The 19109-nt window shown below is 70.7% G+C and carries 20 protein-coding genes and 2 pseudogenes; 9 read left to right on the top strand and 13 right to left on the bottom strand.

Features of this window, described 5'->3' with window-relative positions; translation table 11 throughout:
- Positions 1 to 233 precede the first annotated feature (233 nt).
- The 6 genes from FKN01_RS02275 to FKN01_RS02250 form a co-directional block, all read right to left on the bottom strand.
- Positions 234 to 1037, bottom strand: a complete 804-nt coding sequence (locus tag FKN01_RS02275; RefSeq protein ID WP_143615953.1) for a putative protein N(5)-glutamine methyltransferase — start codon at positions 1035 to 1037, stop codon at positions 234 to 236.
- Positions 1038 to 1202: 165 nt separating this feature from the next.
- Positions 1203 to 1427: a hypothetical protein gene (locus FKN01_RS02270; protein ID WP_143615952.1), complete on the bottom strand. Its 225-nt coding sequence runs from the start codon at positions 1425 to 1427 to the stop codon at positions 1203 to 1205.
- Positions 1428 to 1480: 53 nt separating this feature from the next.
- Positions 1481 to 1885: an ADP-ribosylation/crystallin J1 gene (locus FKN01_RS02265; protein WP_185992699.1), complete on the bottom strand. Its 405-nt coding sequence runs from the start codon at positions 1883 to 1885 to the stop codon at positions 1481 to 1483.
- Positions 1831 to 2265 carry a tetratricopeptide repeat protein gene (locus FKN01_RS02260; RefSeq protein ID WP_260696741.1) on the bottom strand — a complete coding sequence of 145 codons (435 nt, stop codon included), beginning with the start codon at positions 2263 to 2265 and terminating at the stop codon, positions 1831 to 1833. The genes FKN01_RS02265 and FKN01_RS02260 overlap by 55 nt, the downstream gene beginning before the upstream one ends.
- Before the next feature lie 116 nt (positions 2266 to 2381).
- Positions 2382 to 2756, bottom strand: a complete 375-nt coding sequence (locus FKN01_RS02255) for a hypothetical protein (RefSeq protein WP_143615949.1) — start codon at positions 2754 to 2756, stop codon at positions 2382 to 2384.
- Between the two features lie 2 nt (positions 2757 to 2758).
- Positions 2759 to 3247 (bottom strand): NUDIX domain-containing protein, encoded by a 489-nt coding sequence (locus FKN01_RS02250; RefSeq protein WP_143616004.1) that lies wholly within the window; start codon positions 3245 to 3247, stop codon positions 2759 to 2761.
- Between the two features lie 18 nt (positions 3248 to 3265).
- Between FKN01_RS02250 and FKN01_RS02245 the strand changes: the two genes are divergently transcribed.
- Entirely contained in the window at positions 3266 to 4045 is a 780-nt protein-coding gene (locus FKN01_RS02245) for a GntR family transcriptional regulator (RefSeq protein ID WP_143615948.1), read from the top strand.
- A gap of 526 nt (positions 4046 to 4571) precedes the next feature.
- The gene (locus FKN01_RS02235) at positions 4572 to 4994 is read left to right on the top strand and encodes a contact-dependent growth inhibition system immunity protein (RefSeq protein ID WP_143615946.1); all 423 of its coding nucleotides are present in this window, start codon (positions 4572 to 4574) and stop codon (positions 4992 to 4994) included.
- Between the two features lie 241 nt (positions 4995 to 5235).
- Here the strand turns inward: FKN01_RS02235 and FKN01_RS32915 are convergent.
- Together FKN01_RS32915 and FKN01_RS02225 are read right to left on the bottom strand one after the other, a co-directional pair.
- A pseudogene (locus tag FKN01_RS32915) lies at positions 5236 to 5322 on the bottom strand (glutamine synthetase); the annotation flags it as partial.
- A 1133-nt stretch (positions 5323 to 6455) separates the two neighbouring features.
- Positions 6456 to 6827, bottom strand: coding sequence for a hypothetical protein (locus tag FKN01_RS02225; protein ID WP_143615945.1), 372 nt, complete (start codon positions 6825 to 6827; stop codon positions 6456 to 6458).
- 112 nt (positions 6828 to 6939) lie between these two features.
- On the opposite strand from FKN01_RS02225, the gene FKN01_RS02220 reads away from it, so the two are divergent.
- From FKN01_RS02220 to xerC, 4 genes and pseudogenes are all read left to right on the top strand, one after another.
- Complete coding sequence (locus FKN01_RS02220; RefSeq protein WP_143615944.1) at positions 6940 to 7266, top strand: hypothetical protein; 327 nt, start codon at positions 6940 to 6942, stop codon at positions 7264 to 7266.
- The gene (locus FKN01_RS02215; protein ID WP_143615943.1) at positions 7263 to 7475 is read left to right on the top strand and encodes a hypothetical protein; all 213 of its coding nucleotides are present in this window, start codon (positions 7263 to 7265) and stop codon (positions 7473 to 7475) included. Before FKN01_RS02220 ends, FKN01_RS02215 begins: the two co-directional genes overlap by 4 nt.
- Positions 7472 to 7836: pseudogene (locus tag FKN01_RS32910) on the top strand (replication initiator); the annotation flags it as partial. The gene FKN01_RS02215 and the pseudogene FKN01_RS32910, both read left to right, overlap by 4 nt.
- Positions 7837 to 7880: 44 nt before the next feature.
- The gene (gene xerC / locus FKN01_RS02205) at positions 7881 to 8747 is read left to right on the top strand and encodes a tyrosine recombinase XerC (RefSeq protein WP_260696739.1); all 867 of its coding nucleotides are present in this window, start codon (positions 7881 to 7883) and stop codon (positions 8745 to 8747) included.
- A gap of 77 nt (positions 8748 to 8824) precedes the next feature.
- Here xerC and glnA read toward each other — a convergent pair whose 3' ends face one another.
- Complete coding sequence (gene glnA / locus FKN01_RS02200) at positions 8825 to 10186, bottom strand: type I glutamate--ammonia ligase (protein ID WP_018103490.1); 1362 nt, start codon at positions 10184 to 10186, stop codon at positions 8825 to 8827.
- A 220-nt stretch (positions 10187 to 10406) separates the two neighbouring features.
- Here glnA and FKN01_RS02195 point away from each other — a divergent pair, with 220 nt between their 5' ends.
- The 3 genes from FKN01_RS02195 to FKN01_RS02185 all read left to right on the top strand — a co-directional run bounded on the left by FKN01_RS02195 (position 10407) and on the right by FKN01_RS02185 (position 13536).
- Positions 10407 to 11093 (top strand): DUF3105 domain-containing protein, encoded by a 687-nt coding sequence (locus FKN01_RS02195; RefSeq protein WP_260696738.1) that lies wholly within the window; start codon positions 10407 to 10409, stop codon positions 11091 to 11093.
- A gap of 171 nt (positions 11094 to 11264) precedes the next feature.
- Positions 11265 to 11696, top strand: coding sequence for a CBS domain-containing protein (locus tag FKN01_RS02190; RefSeq protein ID WP_143615942.1), 432 nt, complete (start codon positions 11265 to 11267; stop codon positions 11694 to 11696).
- Positions 11697 to 11781: 85 nt separating this feature from the next.
- Positions 11782 to 13536, top strand: a complete 1755-nt coding sequence (locus tag FKN01_RS02185) for an NAD+ synthase (protein ID WP_143615941.1) — start codon at positions 11782 to 11784, stop codon at positions 13534 to 13536.
- Positions 13537 to 14118: 582 nt separating this feature from the next.
- Here the strand turns inward: FKN01_RS02185 and FKN01_RS02180 are convergent.
- The 4 genes from FKN01_RS02180 to FKN01_RS02165 all read right to left on the bottom strand — a co-directional run bounded on the left by FKN01_RS02180 (position 14119) and on the right by FKN01_RS02165 (position 19058).
- Positions 14119 to 15345 (bottom strand): MFS transporter, encoded by a 1227-nt coding sequence (locus FKN01_RS02180; RefSeq protein ID WP_143615940.1) that lies wholly within the window; start codon positions 15343 to 15345, stop codon positions 14119 to 14121.
- A 124-nt stretch (positions 15346 to 15469) separates the two neighbouring features.
- The gene (locus FKN01_RS02175; RefSeq protein ID WP_143615939.1) at positions 15470 to 16498 is read right to left on the bottom strand and encodes an endonuclease/exonuclease/phosphatase family protein; all 1029 of its coding nucleotides are present in this window, start codon (positions 16496 to 16498) and stop codon (positions 15470 to 15472) included.
- Between the two features lie 166 nt (positions 16499 to 16664).
- A complete protein-coding gene (locus tag FKN01_RS02170) occupies positions 16665 to 17327 on the bottom strand; it encodes a TetR/AcrR family transcriptional regulator (RefSeq protein WP_143615938.1) in 663 nt (220 codons plus the stop codon).
- A gap of 126 nt (positions 17328 to 17453) precedes the next feature.
- Positions 17454 to 19058 carry an MFS transporter gene (locus tag FKN01_RS02165; protein ID WP_143615937.1) on the bottom strand — a complete coding sequence of 535 codons (1605 nt, stop codon included), beginning with the start codon at positions 19056 to 19058 and terminating at the stop codon, positions 17454 to 17456.
- Between the last annotated feature and the right edge of the window lie 51 nt (positions 19059 to 19109).

Raw genomic sequence — 19109 nt, 5'->3', positions numbered from 1 at the left:
GGGGGGGGGGGGGGGGGGGGGGGGGGGGGGGGGGGGGGGGGGGGGGGGGGGGGGGGGGGGGGGGGGGGGCGGGGCGCGGGCGGGGCGCGGGCGGGGCGCGGGGCACGGCCGGGCACAGGGCACGGCCGCGGCGCAGGGCACGGCCGGGCACAGGGCACGGCCGGGCACAGGGCACGGCCGCGGCGCAGGGCGCGGCCGGGGTACGCGGCCCGGCCGCGCCTCCGGGGTCCCGGTCAGGCCGCCGCGGGCCGTACCGGCAGCGTCCCGGTGACGACGGTCGCGTACCGCTCCTCGCAGGAGTCGACGCGCGCCACGAGGCCGCCGTCCGCCAGGACCCCCGCCGCGGTCTCCGCCTGCCGCTCGCTCGTCTCGACGAGGAGGCTGCCGCCCGGGGCGAGCCAGCGCGGCGCCTCGGCGGCGACCCGGCGCAGCACGTCGAGGCCGTCCCCGCCGCCGTCGAGCGCGACGAGCGGTTCGTGGACGCGGGCCTCGGCGGGCAGGAGGGCGACGTCGCCGGTCGGGACGTACGGCACATTGGCGAGGAGCACGTCGACGCGCCCGCGCAGGGTGCCGGGCAGGGGCGCGAAGAGGTCGCCCTCGTACACCCGCCCCCGCTCCCCGACGTTGCGCCGGGCGCAGCGTACGGCGGCGGGCTCGACGTCGGCGGCGTGGAGCTCGACCCGGTCCAGGACGGCGGCGAGCGCGGCGCCGAGCGCGCCGGAGCCGCAGCACAGGGCGACCACGACGGCCGGGTCCGGGGCGAGGGCGACGGCCCGGTCGATCAGGAACTCGGTGCGGCGGCGGGGGACGAAGACGCCGGGGTCGACGGCGATCCGCAGCCCGGCGAACTCGGCCCAGCCGAGGACGTGTTCGAGGGGGTGCCCGGCGGCGCGCCGCTGGGCCATGGCTGCGATGTCGGCGGGGCGGACGGCGGTGGCGGCGATGAGCCCGGCCTCGTCCTCGGCGAAGACGCAGCCGGCGGCGCGGAGGGTGGCGGCGAGGGAGGAGAGGTCGGACGGTGACAGCGGGACCGGCATGGTGCGGAGCCTTTCGGAGGAACGCCGAGGGGTGCTCCGCGGCAGGCCCTAGGTCCGGTCGGCCACGCGTTCGCGGGAGGGGAGCACCCGTGTCGAAACAGCGGTAATCGGTCCCACCTCCTTGGTCGTGTCCCCGTGCGGGGATGCGAAAGACTACCTCAGGTCTCAGCGCCGCCCGGGCCGGTACTCGTTGCCGCCGTTGACGAAGCCGTTGTGGACGGCGTTCGACCGGTGCGCGGCGCGGACGTGGCGGATCTCCGCGCTGTGGTGCCGCTCGATCTCCTGCCCGTCGAAGTTGTGCGTACGCCGCCGCCGGCGCAGGCTCACCTTCACGACCAGGCACAGGATGGCCCCGAAGAGCACCCCGAACACGATGAGAACCGCGTGCATGGTGTTCCTCCCCCGTTCCCCCGGTCCCGCCCATTGTCGGGCAGGGAGCATCCTCAACGGAACTCGTGGACCACCTGGATCTCGCCGACGATGTGGGCGTTGAAGTCATCCAACTCATCGGCCGGAAACCAGAGTTCGAGGATCGTCCGCCCGCCCGCCCGCTGCACCGGGTATCGGCTCAGGAACTCCGTCTCGACCTCGAACCGGGTCACGTATCCGACGCCGCTGTGCTTGACGTTCCAGTCCCTCGCGATGCGGATCGCGTAGTCCTCGTTGAGCACCGGGTAGAAGATCGGCTGCTCGGGAAGCCGGGGCGGCCAGGCCTGCCAGTTCAGTTCACGTACAAGTGCCAACTCCTCGGGGCCGGTGGGGCGCCACAGGGTGGTCGTGGCCTGCCGACTGGTCACGTGGCCTCCTCCGCCTTGCTCCGCCGGCTCGTCAGCACGTTCCGGGTCCATCGCGTATCGGGGTGGTCCTCCCCCAGCACGCGCACCATGTCGGCCAGGACTTTCTCATACGCGGCCAGAGCACCGGTCCTGTCTCCGGCTTCCCACAGGTGGCCGGCGTGGTTGAAACGCGTGGTGAGCACATGCGGGTGATCCGAGCCCAGGGCGTCCGCCCGGGCGGCCAGCAGCCGCGCGTGGACCTCCAGCGCACCGGCCGCGTCTCCGAGTTCGCGCAGCCGATGAGCCTCGAACCGAAGGTCGACGGTCTCAGGGTCCTCCTCGCGCAACACCTGGTCACGCACGTCGAGTTCCCGGTTCGCCCGAGCGACCCAGTCCCCCCGCCACCGCCTGCGCGCCACCTCGGCAGCGCACCCGACGGCCAGCAGGGCCACGGTGACAACCCATCCTCGCGACATACGCGCCCTCCCGGTCACACCGATGTCTCCGGTATCGACGGCCCACCCGGGCCTCCGGGTTCCCGCAACCGGCCCCCTCTTCTCGGCCGCCGCTACACCACAGGCGACCGCACGGCCTCAATGGCCTCGAAGATGTCGGCATCGGTCTCCCGCTGCCAGGCCGGCAACGCGTCCCAGTCCGCAACATACCCGGGCTTCGGCTCCTCGAAGTGCCGGTACATCTGCGCCGTCCAGCACAGCGCGACAAACCGCCCCTTCTGCTCCCGCGAGAGCCGCGCCACGTGCCCGTCGCTCACCTCGACGAACTGCCGCACCTGCGCGTACACCGCCCCGGCCGCGTCCCGCTCCCACTGCGGGGTCTCCTCCCACGGCGTGACGTACCCGGCCTTCGGCTCCCCGGGAAAGTGCCGCCGCTCACCGGCGATCCAGCTCTCCCGGAACAACCGCGCACCTTCGATCTGCGACACAACTACCCCTTCCTCGCGCTGTTTTCAGCGCACTGAGCGAACGCCCTGCCGTCGTGCGTGCGCACCTGCGGCGCACCGTCGAGCAAGGCATCGGCGACCCGGACCGCGTAGACCTCGGCCATCCGGGCCGCGACCTCGTCCGGGGTCAGCCACTCGACTGCGGTTGATTCGTCGGACAGTTGCTCGCAGCCTCCCTCGGTCCGGCAGCGGAAGACCAGAGCGACGATGCCTCGCGACGTGTTCTTGTACACCCCGGTCAGCCGGTCGACCCGTACCTTGAGGCCGGTCTCCTCGTAGACCTCGCGCCGGACGCCGTCCTCCGGGGCCTCGGCCAGTTCGAGCACACCACCGGGCGGTTCCCAGGTCCCGTTGTCGGCTCGCCTGATCGCGAGTACGCGGCCGTCGTCCCGGACGACGACTCCGGCCACGGACACGGAGTGAAGCGGCGTTGACGGGCTCTCTCGGCGGATGTTACTCATGTACATGAGAATAGGAGACTCAGAAGGACCATGACGGGCAGCGACGTAACCTCTTCGGCCAAAGCGAAGTATCTCCAGATCGCCGACGACCTCACGGCACAGATCAGGTCCGGCATGCTGGCAGCCGGGGACCCCGTGCCGAGCGAAACAACCCTCATGGAGCGTTACGGGGTCGCCTCGGGAACCGTACGCAAGGCCGTCGCGGAACTGCGAGCCACGCAGTTGATCGAGACCCACCATGGGCGCGGCTCGTTCGTCCGTTCCCGGCCACCCGTGCAGCGCAAGTCCTCCGACCGGTTCCGCCGCATACACCGGAAGGCCGGCAAGGCCGCGTACTTGGCGGAAGCGGAGCAGTCCGGCGGCAAGCCTTCCGTGGCCGTGCTCTTCATCGGCCCGACCGAGGCGCCGGAGGGGATCGCACAACGACTGGACCTCCCCGTCGGGTCCCAGGTGCTCGCACGGAAGCGCCGCTACTTCCGCGAGGGCGTCCCGACCGAGGAGGCCACCTCCTACCTGCCGTGGGACGTCGCGAAGGACATCCCTGAGCTGTTCGCCGAGAACCCCGGCGGGGGCGGGATCTACGCGCGCCTCGAAGAGAACGGCCACACCCTCGCGCAGTTCAGCGAAACCGTCCGCGCCCGCCTCGCCACCAAGGCCGAGGCATCCGCACTGGCACTCAGCCCGGGTTCTCCGGTCGTCCACCTCGTACGCGATGCCGAGGCGACGTCCGGGCGGGTCGTGGAGGTGTGCGACACGATCATGGCCGCCGACCAGTTCGTCCTGGAATACCGCTTCCCGGCAGTGGACTGAGGCCCCGTCAGCCTTACACGCTTTTGTCATCGTTCAAGGCTGCTGCTACGCGTATGACGCTGCGGGTCTCACGCGACTCGGCCGGACGTGGGGCCCGATCGAGGAGGTGCGGGCGCCGGACGCCCCGGCGCTCCCCGACCTGGGCGGATACCTGCCGTGTGGTTGCGCGCGGTGCGCGGAGCGGAACCCGCTCGCAACCAGCCGGGCGGTGTCGTGATGCGGTGCACGCTCTGGCGCCGCCTGCCCCTGGCCCTCGCCGAGGAGGCGCGTCACACCGCCGCATCCGGCTGCGTCGATGCGGCCGTACAGTGCCAACTCCCCCGCCACACCGGCGGCCCGCACTACGCGCTCCTGGACGAGTCCGGGCCCGCCACGGCCCTGTGGCTCCGGTGGCACGACGCCGAAGTCGGGCTCCGCGTCCTCCCCGACTGCCCGTCCAGCGCCCCCGGGCACGACGGCGAAGCCTGCTGCCTGTTCGCCGGGCACGCCGGCAGGCACACCTGGGCCGAGGCCGACAATGAGCACCATGGGCCTTCTCCTGCACCTCGACCGCACGCTCGATGAGCTGGACCCGCCGCGCTGGCCGGACCCGCCCTCCGACACGACCCACCTGGTGCGGACGGTGCACGCGCTACGCCGCGTACCGCTGCGCGAACTACGCCCAGCGGACCTGCGCACGCTCGTTTCCCAGCAGGTGGCGCTGCCGTACGTCGTCCCGCTCGCCGTGCGCCTGCTCCTGGAGGAGCCGCTGCTCGACGCCTGCTTCTACGAGGGCGACCTCCTGCTGGCCACCGTGAATGCGCCCGCGACCGTCTGGGACCTGCTGCCGGAACTCGCGGAGCAGTTGCGTGCCGTCGCCTCGGCCCTGCCGGAGTCGGCGTATACCGATCTCCCGAGCGGGGCGGCGGAGGAGATCGGCCGCTTCGTCGCCAGGCGTCAACACTCGTGATGTGATGCGCCGTCAGTCGAGGATCACCGGATTGGTGAGGGCGGCGACGTGCCCGCCGGGGTGGCGGACCTCGATGCGGACGAACGCCGACTGCTCCGCCGTCGTGGTCCACCGCACCGCCATCGGGCAGCGACGTCCGGTGAACCTCGCCCCGGTCGGTGCCGTATCAACGCGCGGGCGGGCGCCTCGGTTGAACCGGGTGCCCCGCCCGCACGGTGCTCTCCAAGTCGCCGGCCCGCGACTACAACACCGGCAGCAGCGCCTTCAGTTCGAAGGCGGTGACCTCGCTGCGGTACTCCTCCCACTCGCGCTTCTTGTTGCGGAGGAAGTGGCTTGCCAGATTCCCGACCTGCGACCACGTCATCGATCAACGCTATGACCTGCTCTTGCGCTGTCGACAGTTGTCATCGTTGGCTAGCGTCGAGCGCCCTTTGACGGCCCAGGGACGGCCCTGGCGGGCGTGCCGCAGCGAACCGTGTCGAGGATAGGCACGGCCTAGAGCAACCTGTTGATCAGAGACACGACGGCTGTAACTGCGCCGGCAACGGCGGCGATTGCGGCTGCCAAGTCGGCCAGGGCACGAAGGAAAGACTTCTTAGGCTCCTCTTCGGACATGGTGTACAGTTCCTCTTGTTGGTCATTGTGTAGACAATGGCTGGCGAGTGATTGGTCTCCGTGTCCCATGGGGTTCCTTCACGTAGATGCCGTGGGGCACGCGTTCTCTGCCAGAGAGTGCCCACACGGCTGTTTTGGGTTCAAGTGGTTGTGATCGTAGCGCATTTGCCCCTGCGCAGTCCGATCCACCTCAACCCACCACTCACCCCGGAAGCGGGCGTGGTTCAGGGCGTCAAGGTGGAGCGCGCCACTGTACGAACGACCTTGACGCCCTGGGCCGCGACTGCTCGGCTCTGCCTGGGTCGAAGGTGGTCGGGATGAGAGCCCCACGACGCTCACCACGAGACGGCCGACACTCGCGAACGGCGCCCCGTCCATCCCGGTGAGCCTCCAAGCTTCCGCCCACCACGGCCCGCATGATCCGACGAAGCCCGAACCGTCGCGCACCTGCTTTTGGAGTTCAAAGCGTCTTTTGGGTCCTTGGCGGCACCATGCCTGCGGGCCTGTGTGCGATGCCGTCTTCTCTGAGGGCCAGGCCGTGATGGTGTGGGCTGGGGAGGAAACCAGGACCGGCCCGGTGCATAGGCCTCTCGGTGGGGTCGGGGAGTGGAGCGTGATCACCTCGGGGCATTGTGAGTGGCGCGAGGCCGGGGCCGGGGCGGGCCGAAGGCAGGAGCGAGGCCCGAGCCCCGAGCCCGCGCCGGCCCCCGTGGGGGCCGGCCGGTGGGGTGTGATCGACGCAGCAACGGCCGAGAGTCGAAGGGGCCGGTGCAACCGGAAGCCGAAGGCGTGATGCTCTGACCAGAGGCCCCGACGCCGTGGGGAGCAATAGTCAATAGTTGTGGATCAGCTCGTTTCTCTTGATCCGCTTTGGTCGCTGCCTGCCTCCAGCTGCCGGCGCAGACGTCTGATCTCTGCGACAAGGCAGGGGACGGCTTCGCGGGCGGTGGCGATGAACTGCGCGTTCTCGTCCCAGCGCTCGTCAGCGGCGTCCACGTAGCGGGGCTGCTGGACCAGGGTCGCGGCCACGATCTCGCGGTAGTCGAAGTTCGGCCAGCGGTCGCCCAGGCCGGTGTCCGGCGTGGTGCTCACGGCGATGAGGTTCATCGCGTGCTCGTCGTCAAGGCAGCGAACGAACCAGGGGCCTGGCGTGGCAGCCTGCGCGAGTTCCTCGAGCTCGTCGAGTTCCCCGTCGCTGAGCGGTTCTGGGCTGGTCATCAGGCTGCGACCTCCTCAGCTCCTCCCGGTCGCCGGTGATCTCGGCCATGGCTTTGGGCCACTTCGCCCCGTAAGTCTTCGCGAACACCTCCCATCATGCCTCCTTCTCCCCTTGACTGTGCAGATCTCGCTTCAGCGTGGTTGCCCCGCCTGCGAGGGCTTCCCGTGTGCCGACCCGGCCGAGTGCCTGTACTTCCTGACGTCGCGTCCATGGGCGGACTGCGTGAAGTGCGAGGGTTCCGGCTGGGCCGGTGAGGAGTGCGGGTCGCTTCAGGTCTTCTGCAGCTTCTGCAACGGCTCGGGCCTGAACGAGTTCACGCCCGGTGAGATCACGGACGACGAGATCAGCAAGGGCGCGAAGGAGCGTCACGCCGCGTACGTCGCCAAGCTGTCCGCGATGGTGAACCAGTCCCCGGCCCGGCTGGCGGTGGCCGCGTGAGCTTCCCCGACGACGCCTTGCACGCGCCTGAGTGGGCGGACGAGAAGCGGGCCGAGCAGATCGGCATGTACCTCGACGCCCACGACGTGCGCCCCTACACCCACTTCTTCACCGTGGTCGATGACGCCCATTGCGCGGAGGAAGACCTGAAGGTACGGGGCCTCTACCCGCCCATCGGGCACGGCTACCCGAAGGAGGGCGGCCAGTGACGGTCTTCCCCGTCGAGCCCTCGCCGTGGCCAACGCTGCTGCGGTCGTGGGCACCGACCCGCTGACCCTGGCCGACCTCTTACGCGTCGCCAATGCCCCCGGCTTCGACCGCTGGCAAGAACAGGTCCGCCGGACCGGCGGCTGCCCGGACCCGATCCACCTGGAAGGCATGACCACCACCCGCGACGCCAAGTCAGGGCAGGTGCTCTGCTCCTACAGCACCCAGGGCGAACCCGGCGGACGTCTCCGCGTCGCCTGCGGCAACCGACGCGCCTCCCGCTGTCCCTCCTGCGCCTGGACCTACGCCGGAGACACCTTCCACCTCATCCGCGCCGGACTCACGCGCTCCCTTAGCTCGGGTCGCGAACCCTGGGCTCTTTTAATCCTGAGCACATCCGCGACTGGTTGGCCGAGTTGGAGCGGGCCATCCCGACTACGTCGTACCGGCGCGTGATCTTCTCTAGCGTCTCAGCGATCCTCAACGCCGCCGTAGATGACGAGTACATGCGCAAGAACCCATGCAGCACCAGCACCGTGCGGGCCCCGGCACGCAATCCTCAACAGGTCGTGTCCTGGTGTGCCGACCGAGTCTTTGCGGTGCAGAGCGCATTGCCCGAGCAGTACCGGGCCATGGTCGATCTCGGTGCGGGTTGCGGTCTTCACCAGGGTGAGATCTTCGGCTTGTCTGAGGAGGAGATCCGATTCGGCGCAGGATGGGTGCACGTCGGATGTCAAGTCAGAGTTGTGCGGGGCGAGTTGGTGTTTGCCTTGCCCAAGCGACAGAAAGTGCGGGACGTACCTCTGTCGCCTCAGGTGGCCGACGCGTTGAAGAGGCACCTGGCCGACTTCCCTCCCCTGGCTGTGACCCTGCCGTGGGCACGCCCGGACGGGAAGCCGGTAACCAAGCGCCTCCTCTTCGTTCGGCCGGACGGCAAGGGCGCGGTAAGGCGAACCGACGTCAATACTCGGCTATGGAAGTCCGCCCTCGTCGCGGCCGAAGTCATTCCGCCGGCCGAACCGGGCAAGCGCCATACCGCTGCGCGAGAGCACGGGATGCACGCCCTGCGGCACTTCTACGCGTCCGTGCTCCTGGACGCCGGGGAGAACATCAAGGCGTTGAGTGCGTACCTCGAGCACACAGACCCTGGGTTCACTCTGCGGACGTACACGCACCTTTTCCCGAGCAGCGAGGGGCGGGCCCGCGTCGCCATGGACAAGGTGTACTTGGGCCGCCCGTTCGGGCCTGACGGCCCACAGACGGCCCAGAGCTGATCATGACTGCGGGCGGGTCACCTCGGTTGAACCGGGTGGCCCGCCCGCTTTCTGGTCTCTGGGCAACTGACCTGCGCTTACAGCACCGGCAGCAGCGCCTTCAGCTCGAACGCCGTGACCTCGCTGCGGTACTCCTCCCACTCGCGCTTCTTGTTGCGGAGGAAGAAGTCGAAGACGTGCTCGCCCAGCGTCTCCGCGACCAGTTCGCTCTTCTCCATCAGGGAGATCGCCTCGCCCAGGTTCTGCGGGAGCGGTTCGATGCCCATCGCGCGGCGTTCCGCGTCGGAGAGGGCCCAGACGTCGTCATCGGCGCCGGCCGGGAGTTCGTAGCCCTCCTCGATGCCCTTGAGGCCGGCGGCGAGGAGGACCGCGTACGTCAGGTACGGGTTGGCGCCGGAGTCGATGGAGCGGACCTCGACGCGGGCCGAGCCGGTCTTGCCGGGCTTGTACATCGGGACGCGGATCAGCGCGGAGCGGTTGTTGTGGCCCCAGCAGATGTACGAGGGGGCCTCGCCGCCGGCGCCCGCGGCGCGGGAGGAGCCGCCCCAGATGCGCTTGTAGGAGTTGACCCACTGGTTGGTGACGGCGGAGATCTCCGCCGCGTGCCGGAGGAGGCCCGCGATGAAGGAGCGGCCGACCTTGGAGAGCTGGTACTCCGCGCCGGACTCGTAGAACGCGTTGCGGTCGCCCTCGAAGAGGGAGAGGTGGGTGTGCATGCCCGAGCCGGGGTACTCCGAGAACGGCTTCGGCATGAACGTGGCCTGGACGCCCTGCTCCAGCGCCACCTGCTTCATGACCAGGCGGAACGTCATGATGTTGTCGGCCGTGGACAGCGCGTCCGCGTACCGAAGGTCGATCTCCTGCTGGCCGGGCGCGCCCTCGTGGTGGCTGAACTCGACCGAGATGCCCATGGATTCGAGCATCGTGATCGCCTGACGGCGGAAGTCCATGCCGACGTTCTGCGGGGTGTGGTCGAAGTAGCCGGAGCTGTCGGCCGGGGTCGGCCGGGTGCCGTCGACCGGCTTGTCCTTCAGCAGGAAGAACTCGATCTCCGGGTGAGTGTAGAAGGTGAAGCCCAGGTCCGAGGTCTTGGCCAGGATGCGCTTGAGGACGAAGCGCGGGTCCGCGAAGGACGGAGAGCCGTCGGGCATGAGGATGTCGCAGAACATCCGGGCCGTGCCCGGTGCCTCCGCGCGCCACGGCAGGATCTGGAACGTCCCCGGGTCCGGCTTGGCGATCATGTCCGACTCGTATACGCGCGCGAAGCCCTCGATCGCGGAGCCGTCGAAGCCGATGCCCTCGTCGAACGCCTGCTCAAGCTCGGCAGGGGCCACGGCCACGGACTTGAGGTAACCGAGCACATCGGTGAACCACAGCCGTACGAACCGGATGTCGCGCTCCTCAAGGGTCCTGAGGACGAATTCCTGCTGCTTGTCCATAGCCACATCCTTGCAGTTCAGACGGTCCGTGCTCCACCTCCCGGGGCTGGGGAGAGACTCCAGTATCACGACCCCGGATTTCCCCCAGATTACGCACCCGACGTGACGTGGAGCACTCGGCCACCCACTACGATCAACGGCCGTGGTGTGTACGGGCGGAAACCGCCCCGTCACCCCGAGCCGCCCGGTCCCCGTCCCCTTCGCAGAAGGACCACACGACATGAGCTACGACCGCAGGGCCCGAATAGAGCAGATGCGCAACGCCGACCGCGCGCGGGACCGCCGCAAGCGAATCCTGACCGTGAGCCTCAGCGCTGTCGTCGTCGCCGGGCTCGTCGCCTTCGGCTCGTACACGATCATCGACAAGTCGGATTCCGACGGCTCGGAAAGCTCGATGACCGCCGACGGGAAGGGCTCCACGCCCGCCGCGGGCGAGAAGGACGAGAACCTGGCCACCGGGCCGATCGAGGGCGAGAAGTCCTGGGACGCGAAGAAGCTCACCCGCAACCACGTGACCGACGACGTCGACTACCCCATGAAGCCGCCGGTCGGCGGGGACCACAACCCGGTCTGGATGAACTGCGACGGCGAGGTCTACAAGAAGGCCATCCCCGACGTGAACGCCGTGCACGCCCTGGAGCACGGTTCGGTCTGGGTGACGTACACCGATGACGCGCCCGCCGCCGACGTGGCGAAGCTCGCCGACCGGGTCTCGAAGACGCCGTACTCGCTCATGAGCCCCTACGAGGACCAGGCCGGGGCGATCATGCTGAGCGCCTGGGGCAAGCAGGTCACCGTCGACGGCGCGGACGATCCGCGCGTGGCGCGGTTCTTCGCGCATTACGTGCAGGGGCCCCAGACCCCCGAGCCGGGCGCCGCCTGCACGGGCGGCCTCGACGGTTCCTGATCCGGGCCGCCGGAACGGGCTGCCCCCGGCAGAGCGCCCGGAAAGTTCCCCCGTATCGGAAATGCACCCGAATGGGCTATAGCGGTCGCATCCCCCGAACGGGCCCATGACGATGGGTTCGTTCGGGGGATGTACGTACGGCCGCCCCTCGGTACGCAGGAGGAATGCTCCATGACCACCGCCAAGGACATCATGCACACCGGCGCCACCTGGATTCCGGCGCACGAGACCCTCGACCGCGCCGCCCAGATGATGCGCGAGCACCACGTCGGCGCGCTGCCCATCTCGGCCAGCGGTGAGGAGGACCGGATGATCGGCATCCTCACCGACCGCGACATCGTGGTCGGCTGCGTCGCGGAGGGCCGGGACCCGTCCAAGGTCACCGCGGGCGAACTCGCCCAGGGCACGCCCCGCTGGATCGACGCGGACGCGGACGTGGAAGCGGTGCTGGAGGAGATGCAGAGCCACCAGATCCGGCGGCTTCCCGTCATCGAGGACAAGAAGCTGGTCGGCATGATCAGCGAGGCGGACCTCGCCCGGCACCTCTCCGACGACCAGATCGCCGACTGGGCGGAGCAGGTCTACTCGCGCTCGCACCACTGAATCCGGCGCCGAATCCACCGCGCGAGTCGTGGTTCCGCGCGGCCCGCCCGGGCATCGCGTCAGTCAGACGATTAGAGTGGGCCGCGTGCCTCAACTACGCCTCGCACTGAATCAGATCGACTCGACCGTCGGCGACCTCGCCGGAAACGCCGAGGCGATCGTCCACTGGACCCGGCACTCCGCCGAACAGGGCGCCCACTTCGTGGCGTTCCCCGAGATGGTGCTGACCGGCTATCCCGTCGAGGACCTGGCCCTGCGGTCGTCCTTCGTCGAAGCGTCCCGCGCGGCGCTGCGCGCGCTCGCCGCGCGCCTCGACGCGGAGGGCTTCGGGGAGATCCCCGTCCTCGTCGGCTACCTCGACCGCTCGGAGTTCACGGCGGAGCGCTACGGCCAGCCGGCCGGGTCGCCGCGCAACGCCGCCGCGGTGCTGCACCGCGGCGGGATCGCCCTCAACTTCGCCAAGCACCACCTGCCGAACTACGGCGTCTTCGACGAGTTCCGGTACTTCGTGCCGGGCGACTCGATGCCGGTCGTCCGCGTGCACGGGATCGACATCGCCCTCGCGATCTGCGAGGACCTGTGGCAGGACGGCGGCCGTGTCCCGGCCGCGCGCGAGGCCGGGGCCGGGCTGCTGCTGTCGGTCAACGCCTCGCCGTACGAGCGGGACAAGGACGACACCCGGCTGGAACTCGTCCGCAAGCGCGCCCGTGAGGCCGGCTGCACGACCGCCTACCTCGCGATGATCGGCGGCCAGGACGAGCTGGTCTTCGACGGCGACTCGATCGTGGTCGACCGGGAGGGCGAGGTCATCGCCCGCGCCCCGCAGTTCGCCGAGGGCAGCGTGATCCTGGACCTGGACCTGCCCGCCGCCCCGGCCGAGGCCCCGTCCGGCGTGGTCACCGACGGGCTGCGCATCGACCACGTGGTCCTCTCCGAGGAGCCGCTGCCGCCGTACGAGGCGGAGCTCGCCGGCGGTTACGCGGACCGGCTGGACGACGACGAGGAGCTGTACACCGCCCTCGTGGTGGGCCTGCGGGCGTACGCCGCGAAGAACGGCTTCAGCAGCGTGCTCATCGGGCTCTCCGGCGGCATCGACTCGGCCCTGGTCGCCGCGATCGCCTGCGACGCGCTGGGTGCGCAGCAGGTGTACGGGGTCTCGATGCCGTCCAAGTACTCCTCGGACCACTCCAAGGGCGACGCGGCCGAGCTGGCCCGGCGCACCGGGCTCAACTTCCGGACCGTCCCGATCGAGCCGATGTTCGACGCGTACATGGGGTCGCTGGGGCTCACCGGGCTCGCCGAGGAGAACCTCCAGTCCCGGCTGCGCGGCACGATGCTGATGGCCATCTCCAACCAGGAGGGCCAGATCGTCCTGGCCCCGGGCAACAAGTCGGAGCTGGCGGTCGGCTACTCCACGCTGTACGGGGACTCCGTCGGGGCGTACGGGCCGATCAAGGACGTGTACAAGACCTCGGTGTTCCGGCTGGCGAAGTGGCGCAACCGGGCCGCCGAGGAGCGCGGGCAGACCCCGCCGATCCCGGAGGCGTCCATCACGAAGCCGCCGAGCGCCGAGCTGCGGCCGGGCCAGGTGGACACGGACTCGCTGCCGGACTACGACGTGCTCGACCGCATCCTCGAGCTGTACGTGGACCGGGACCAGGGGTTCGAAGCGATCGTCGCGGCCGGGTTCGACCGGGCGCTGGTGGCGAAGACGCTGCGGATGGTGGATACGGCGGAGTACAAGCGGCGGCAGTACCCGCCGGGGACGAAGATCTCGCCGAAGGGGTTCGGGAAGGACCGGCGGCTGCCGATCACGAACCGGTGGCGCGAGGCGGTCTGAAGCCCGCGGGTCTCTGCTGCGTGAGCCCGTCCGGGGCCGGGGATTCGTCCTCAAGCGCCGGACGGGCTTGTTCGTGGCCGCTCGCCGCCGCGGTCAGGTGCGGCCCGCCCCGGGCCGGGGGCCGTCCTCAAGCGCCGGACGGGCTGGAGATTGCCGCCGCCGATCAGGTGCGGACCGTCCCTCCCCGTCCGTCCTCGCAAGCCGGACACGCCGGATTCCGGCGGTCTGAGCTGTCGGTCGCGGACCGTTCCGGCCGAGGTCTTGCCCCTCGGACGCCGGACGGGCTTGTTCGTGGCCGGTCGCCGCCGCCGCTCAGGTGCGGCCCGCCCCGGGCCGAGGTCCGTCCTCAAACGCCGGACGGGCTGGATACTGCCGCCGCCGCTGCTCAGGTGCGGGCCCCCCTTGCCCGGTCTGTCCTCAAACGCCGGACGGGCTGGATGCTGCCGCCGCCGCTGGCTGCTGCCCGGTTCGTCCTCGCACGCCGGGCGGGCCGGATATTGCCGCCGCTACTCAGGGGCGGGCCACCCCCGCCCCCTCCGCCCTCGCACGCCGGGCGGGCCGGAATCCCGTGGGCCGCGCTCGTCAGTCGCGGGCCGTTCCGGCCGAGGTCTTGTCCTCGAGTGCCGGGCGGGCCGGATTCCGGCGCGCCACCACCTTCGACGTGCCGGCGTCCCGGTCCAGCGCGCCCGCCGTCACCGCGATGGCCAGGCCCGCCAGGGCGAGCACCGCGCCCACCAGGGCGGGGGACGTCCAGCCCCAGCCGGCCGCGATCGCCGCGCCGCCCAGCCACGCGCCGCCCGCGTTGGCCAGGTTGAACGCGGAGTGGTTGGAGGCGGACGCCAGGGTGGGGGCGTCCTTCGCCTTGTTCATCACGAGCATCTGGAGCGGCGTGGTCGTCATGAAGCCCACCGCACCCAGCAGCACCACCATCAGCAGGGCCGCCCACTTCACCTGGGCCGCCAGCGGGAAGACCGCCAGGACGACGGCGAGGGCGCCCAGCGACCCGTACAGCGTCGGGCGCAGCGCCCGGTCCGTGAGCGGGCCGGCGGCCAGTGCGCCCAGGGTCATGCCGATACCGAAGAGCGCCAGCACCGGCGTGACCGCGGACTCGCCGAAGCCCATGGCCTTCGTGGTCATCGCCGAGAGGTAGGAGTAGACCGCGAAGACCCCGGCGAAGCCGAAGACGGCGGTGAGGAGTCCGAGGAGGACCTGCCGGTTGCCGAGCGCCCGCAGCTCGTGGCGCACGTCCTGCCGGGCCTCGACGGGGATCTGCGGGACGAGCCGGGCGAGGGCCGCCATCGCGCAGACGCCGATGGCCGCGACCACCAGGAAGGTGGCCCGCCAGCCGAGGTGCTGGCCGAGCAGGGTCGCGGCGGGTACGCCGACGATGTTGGCGACGGTCAGGCCGAGGAACATCGTGGCGACGGCTCGCGCCCGGCGTCCCTCGGGCACCAGCCGGGAGGCGACGACGGCCCCGACGCCGAAGAACGCGCCGTGCGGCAGACCGGCGAGGAGGCGGCCCGCGACCAGCCAGCCGAAGCCGGGGGCGAGCGCGGAGGCGAGGTTGCCGACGGTGAAGAGGGCCATCAGGAGCAGGAGCATCCGCTTGCGCGGCGCGCGGGAGCCTACGGCGGTGAGCAGCGGGGCACCGATCACCACCCCGATCGCGTACGCCGACACGAGGTAGCCGGCGGTGGGCACGGAGGTGCCGAGGTCGTCCGCGACGTCGGGCAGCAGGCCCATCATCACGAACTCGGTGGTGCCGATGCCGAAGGCGCTCACGGCCAGCGCGAGCAGGGCCAGGGGCATGAGGAGAGACCTTTCCGCTTCAGGGGGGCACGGCGGCGGACCGGCTTCGCCGCCGGCGACCTTGTTCCCGTACGGAACAAAGTCTCGCAGAGAGGTGGGTCTTTCCGGTAAACGGCCCGTTGCGTCAGAGTTTGACGCGGGCGGCGATCGGCAGATGGTCGCTGCCGGTGGCCGGGAGCGTCCAGGAGGACATCGGCTCGACGCCCTTGACCATGATCTGGTCGATCCGGGCCATCGGGAACTTCGCGGGCCAGCTGAAACCGAAGCCGTCGCCCGCCGCGCCCTGGGTGGAGCGCATCTGCGAGGTGACCGCCTTGAGCGCCCGGTCGTTCATCGTGCCGTTGAGGTCGCCGAGCAGGGCGACGCGGGCCAGGGGTTCGCGGGAGATGGCCTTGCCGAGGGCGTCGGCGCTCTGGTCGCGCTGGTTGGCCGTGAAGCCGGCGTGCAGCTTGACCCGTACGGACGGCAGGTGCGCCACGTAGACCGCGAGGGGGCCCTCGGGCGTCGCGACGGTGGTCCGCATCGCGCGGACCCAGCCCATCTTGAGGTCCACCGGGCGGGTGTCGCTGAGCGGGTACTTGCTCCAGAGCCCGACGGTGCCCTGCACCGAGTGGTACCGGAAGCGGCCGGCGAGCGCCTTCTCGTACGCCGCCACCTTGCCGGCGGGCAGCTCCTGGAGGGCGACGACGTCCGCGCCGGAGCCCGCGACCTGGTCGGCGGTGCCGGCCGGGTCGGGGTTGTCCGCGTTGACGTTGTGCGTGGCGATGGTGAGGTCGCCGCCGGTGCCGGACTTGTCGAAGAACAGGCCGCCGAACATGTTGAGCCAGACCACGACCGGCAGCGTCAGCGCCACCAGGGCGGTCGCCGAGCGGCGCACCAGGCCCAGGACCAGCAGCAGCGGGATGAGCACGCCGAACCACGGCAGGAACGTCTCGGTGAGGCTGCCCAGGTTGCCGATGGTGTTGGGGATCTGGGCGTGGAAGGCCATCACGAGGGTCAGCAGGACCGACCAGCAGGCCAGGACGATCCCGCGCCGCCAGACGCCGGGGTCCCGGAGGGTCCGGGCCAGTCTCCCGCGCAGGTCCCGGAAGCGGGAGCCGGTGCGCTGCGGTCCCACGCCGTTCCCGGTGTCCGCCCTGTACGCCTGCACCATCGCGCTGTCCTCACTGCCTTGCCGTACACATCGCCGCGTCCCCGACCCTAGGGGATGCGCGATGCCTTTCAAGCCGCCCGCGGCGGTCGTACTGCCACGAGGACGTGGGAGGCGGCTCCGGCAGTTCCGGCAGCCAGGTGAATTCCGGTGTGCTGTGACGTAACGATCACATCGGTCCGCGCCGGGGCGCCAGGCCCTCCATGGCCAGGGCGATGATGCGGTCGGCGAGGTCCTCGGGCAGCGGCGCGTCGGGCCGGTGGATGGTGCGTACGAGCATGGGGCCGAGGAACAGGTCGTCCATCAGCTCCACGTCCGTGTCGTCCCGCAGCTCGCCCGCCTCGACGGCGCGCCGGACGGCGGCGACCATGGCGAGGCGGCGGGGGGCGACCACGGTGCACTGGTACTCGTGCCAGAGCTTGGGGTGGCTCTTCATCTGCGCGAACACGTTGTGCAGCAGTACGGAGGAGCGCTGGGCGAGACCGCGTTTGCGCATGGACTCCAGCAGGACGCGCAGGTCGCTCAGTCCGCCGGTGCCGGAGACCTCGGGTTCCGGGGGCTCGATGGCGCGGAGCACGTCGACGAAGAGCTCCTCCTTGCCGGCCCAGCGCCGGTAGATGGTGGCCTTGCCGACCCCGGCGGTGCGGGCGATGCGCTCGATGGAGAGCGCGGCGAGGGGTTCACCGGCCTCCAGCAGCTCCACGACGGCGTCCAGGATGGCCGCCTCGGCGGCGGCACTGCGCGGCCGTCCCCGGCGCGGCTCGGGGTCGTCGCCGGGTCCCGGAGGGACGGGAGCCTCGCCGGACCGCTCGTCCGGTGCCTGAGCCTGCACGTGAAACCACCTTTCGCCGCCCCCGATTCTCGCCGACGCGCAAGGGGGCCGGCCCGAGGGGTGAACCGGGCCGCGCGCGGGCGGCCCGGTTCACCCGAAAGGTTCACCCGCGCGCGGCCGGGAACGTCAACGCCCGGCGCCCGTCGGAGCGGGGCGCTCCTCCCCGCGGACGGGCTGCCGCACGGCGGGCTCGCGGCCCGGCAGCCACAGGGCGACGACGAGCGTGCCGACGAGGGCGACGGCGGCCGAGCCGAGGGCCGTGACGTGCATGGCGCTCATGAAGGCGTCGTGCGCGGCGGTGGCCAGCGGGGCGCCCTTGGGGCCCAGCTTCTCCGCGACGGCGAGGGTGGCCTCGATGGACTCCCCCGCCGCGTCCCGGGCCCCGGAGGGCAGCGCGCCGAGGTGGTCCTCGATGTCGCCCCGGTAGACGGTGGACAGCACCGAGCCGAGCACGGCGATCCCGAGGGCGCCGCCGACCTGGCGGAACGTGTTGTTGACGGCCGAGCCGGAGCCGGCCTTCTCGCGCGGCAGGGCCTGCATCACGGCGACGGTGACCGGCGGCATGACGTGGGCCATGCCGGTGCCCTGGACGAAGAAGACGACGCACATCACCCAGACCGGCGTGTCGGCGTCGAAGAGGGCGAAGGCGGCCAGGCCGAGCGCGACGGCCAGCATGCCCGCCGTGCAGACGGCGCGGGCGCCGAAGCGGGCGACGACGATCCGGGCGCGGGGCGCGAAGAGCATCTGGGCCACGGCCAGCGGCAGGATCAGCAGCCCGGACTGCAGGGCGCTCCAGCCGCGGACGCTCTGCATGTAGAAGGCGGAGAAGAAGGTGACGCCCATCAGCGCGAAGAAGACCAGCGCGATCGCGGCGACGGCGGCGGAGAACGCGGGCTTCCTGAAGTACGAGACGTCGATGGCCGGGCTGGCGCTGCGCTTCTCGTGGAGGACGAAGAGCACCAGGACGGCGAGGCCGCCGATGACCGGCAGGAGGACGGTGACGTCGGTGAAGTCGGCGAGCTCGCCGCCCCGGATGATGCCGTACACCAGCAGCACCAGGCCGATGATGGAGAGGACCACGCCGAGCGGGTCGAGCCGGCCCGGCTTCGGGTCCTTCGAGTCCGGCACCAGCAGGACCATAGCGACCAGGGCGATGATCACCACGGGGACGTTGACCAGGAAGATCGAGCCCCACCAGAAGTGTTCGAGGAGCAGGCCGCCGGTGATCGGGCCGATCGCGATGCCGAGGCCGACGCTGCCGGCCCAGATGCCGATCGCCTTGGGCTGCTCGTCGCGCTCGAAGACGTTCATCAGGACGGCGAGCGTGGCCGGCATGACGAAGGCGGCGCCGAAGCCCATCAGGGCGCGCCAGGTGATGAGCTGGCCGGGCGAGTCGGAGAGGGCGGCGAGGGCGGAGCCGACGCCGAAGAGGGTGATGCCGAAGAGCAGGACCTTCTTGCGGCCGAGGCGGTCGCCGAGCAGGCCGGCGGTGAAGAGCAGGCCGGCGAAGACGAGCGTGTAGGAGTTGATCGCCCACTCCAGCTCGCTCTGGGTGGCGCCGATGCCGGTGGGCGAAGGGGAGGCGATCGTCTTGACGGCGACGTTCAGGATCGAGTTGTCCAGCACCACGATGAGCAGGCTGAACATCAGGACCACGAGAATCGCCCAGCGGCGGCGGTGGACCGCCTCCGGTATCTGGGACACGGCGGGAGCGCCGGAGGGTGTGGACATGAGGAGCAGCCTAGACGCATTGCGATACGAGACCGTCTCGTATTGTAAATT

Origin of the sequence: Streptomyces sp. 130, assembly GCF_007096885.1 — a bacterium.
Taxonomy (GTDB): Bacteria; Actinomycetota; Actinomycetes; order Streptomycetales; family Streptomycetaceae; genus Streptomyces.
The sequence above is the reverse complement of the archived record's forward strand: the minus strand, read 5'-3'. Positions and strand labels throughout refer to the sequence as shown.

Coding starts and splice junctions, on each gene's coding strand:
- FKN01_RS02275 (WP_143615953.1), bottom strand. CDS start 1,037: ATGCCGGTCCCGCTGTCACCGTCCGACCTCTCCTCCCTCGCCGCCACC.
- FKN01_RS02245 (WP_143615948.1), top strand. CDS start 3,266: ATGACGGGCAGCGACGTAACCTCTTCGGCCAAAGCGAAGTATCTCCAG.
- FKN01_RS02165 (WP_143615937.1), bottom strand. CDS start 19,058: ATGTCCACACCCTCCGGCGCTCCCGCCGTGTCCCAGATACCGGAGGCG.
- FKN01_RS02195 (WP_260696738.1), top strand. CDS start 10,407: ATGAGCTACGACCGCAGGGCCCGAATAGAGCAGATGCGCAACGCCGAC.
- FKN01_RS02235 (WP_143615946.1), top strand. CDS start 4,572: ATGGGCCTTCTCCTGCACCTCGACCGCACGCTCGATGAGCTGGACCCG.
- FKN01_RS02270 (WP_143615952.1), bottom strand. CDS start 1,427: ATGCACGCGGTTCTCATCGTGTTCGGGGTGCTCTTCGGGGCCATCCTG.
- FKN01_RS02265 (WP_185992699.1), bottom strand. CDS start 1,885: ATGGACCCGGAACGTGCTGACGAGCCGGCGGAGCAAGGCGGAGGAGGC.
- FKN01_RS02190 (WP_143615942.1), top strand. CDS start 11,265: ATGACCACCGCCAAGGACATCATGCACACCGGCGCCACCTGGATTCCG.
- FKN01_RS02175 (WP_143615939.1), bottom strand. CDS start 16,498: ATGGTGCAGGCGTACAGGGCGGACACCGGGAACGGCGTGGGACCGCAG.
- glnA (WP_018103490.1), bottom strand. CDS start 10,186: ATGGACAAGCAGCAGGAATTCGTCCTCAGGACCCTTGAGGAGCGCGAC.
- FKN01_RS02225 (WP_143615945.1), bottom strand. CDS start 6,827: ATGACCAGCCCAGAACCGCTCAGCGACGGGGAACTCGACGAGCTCGAG.
- FKN01_RS02180 (WP_143615940.1), bottom strand. CDS start 15,345: ATGCCCCTGGCCCTGCTCGCGCTGGCCGTGAGCGCCTTCGGCATCGGC.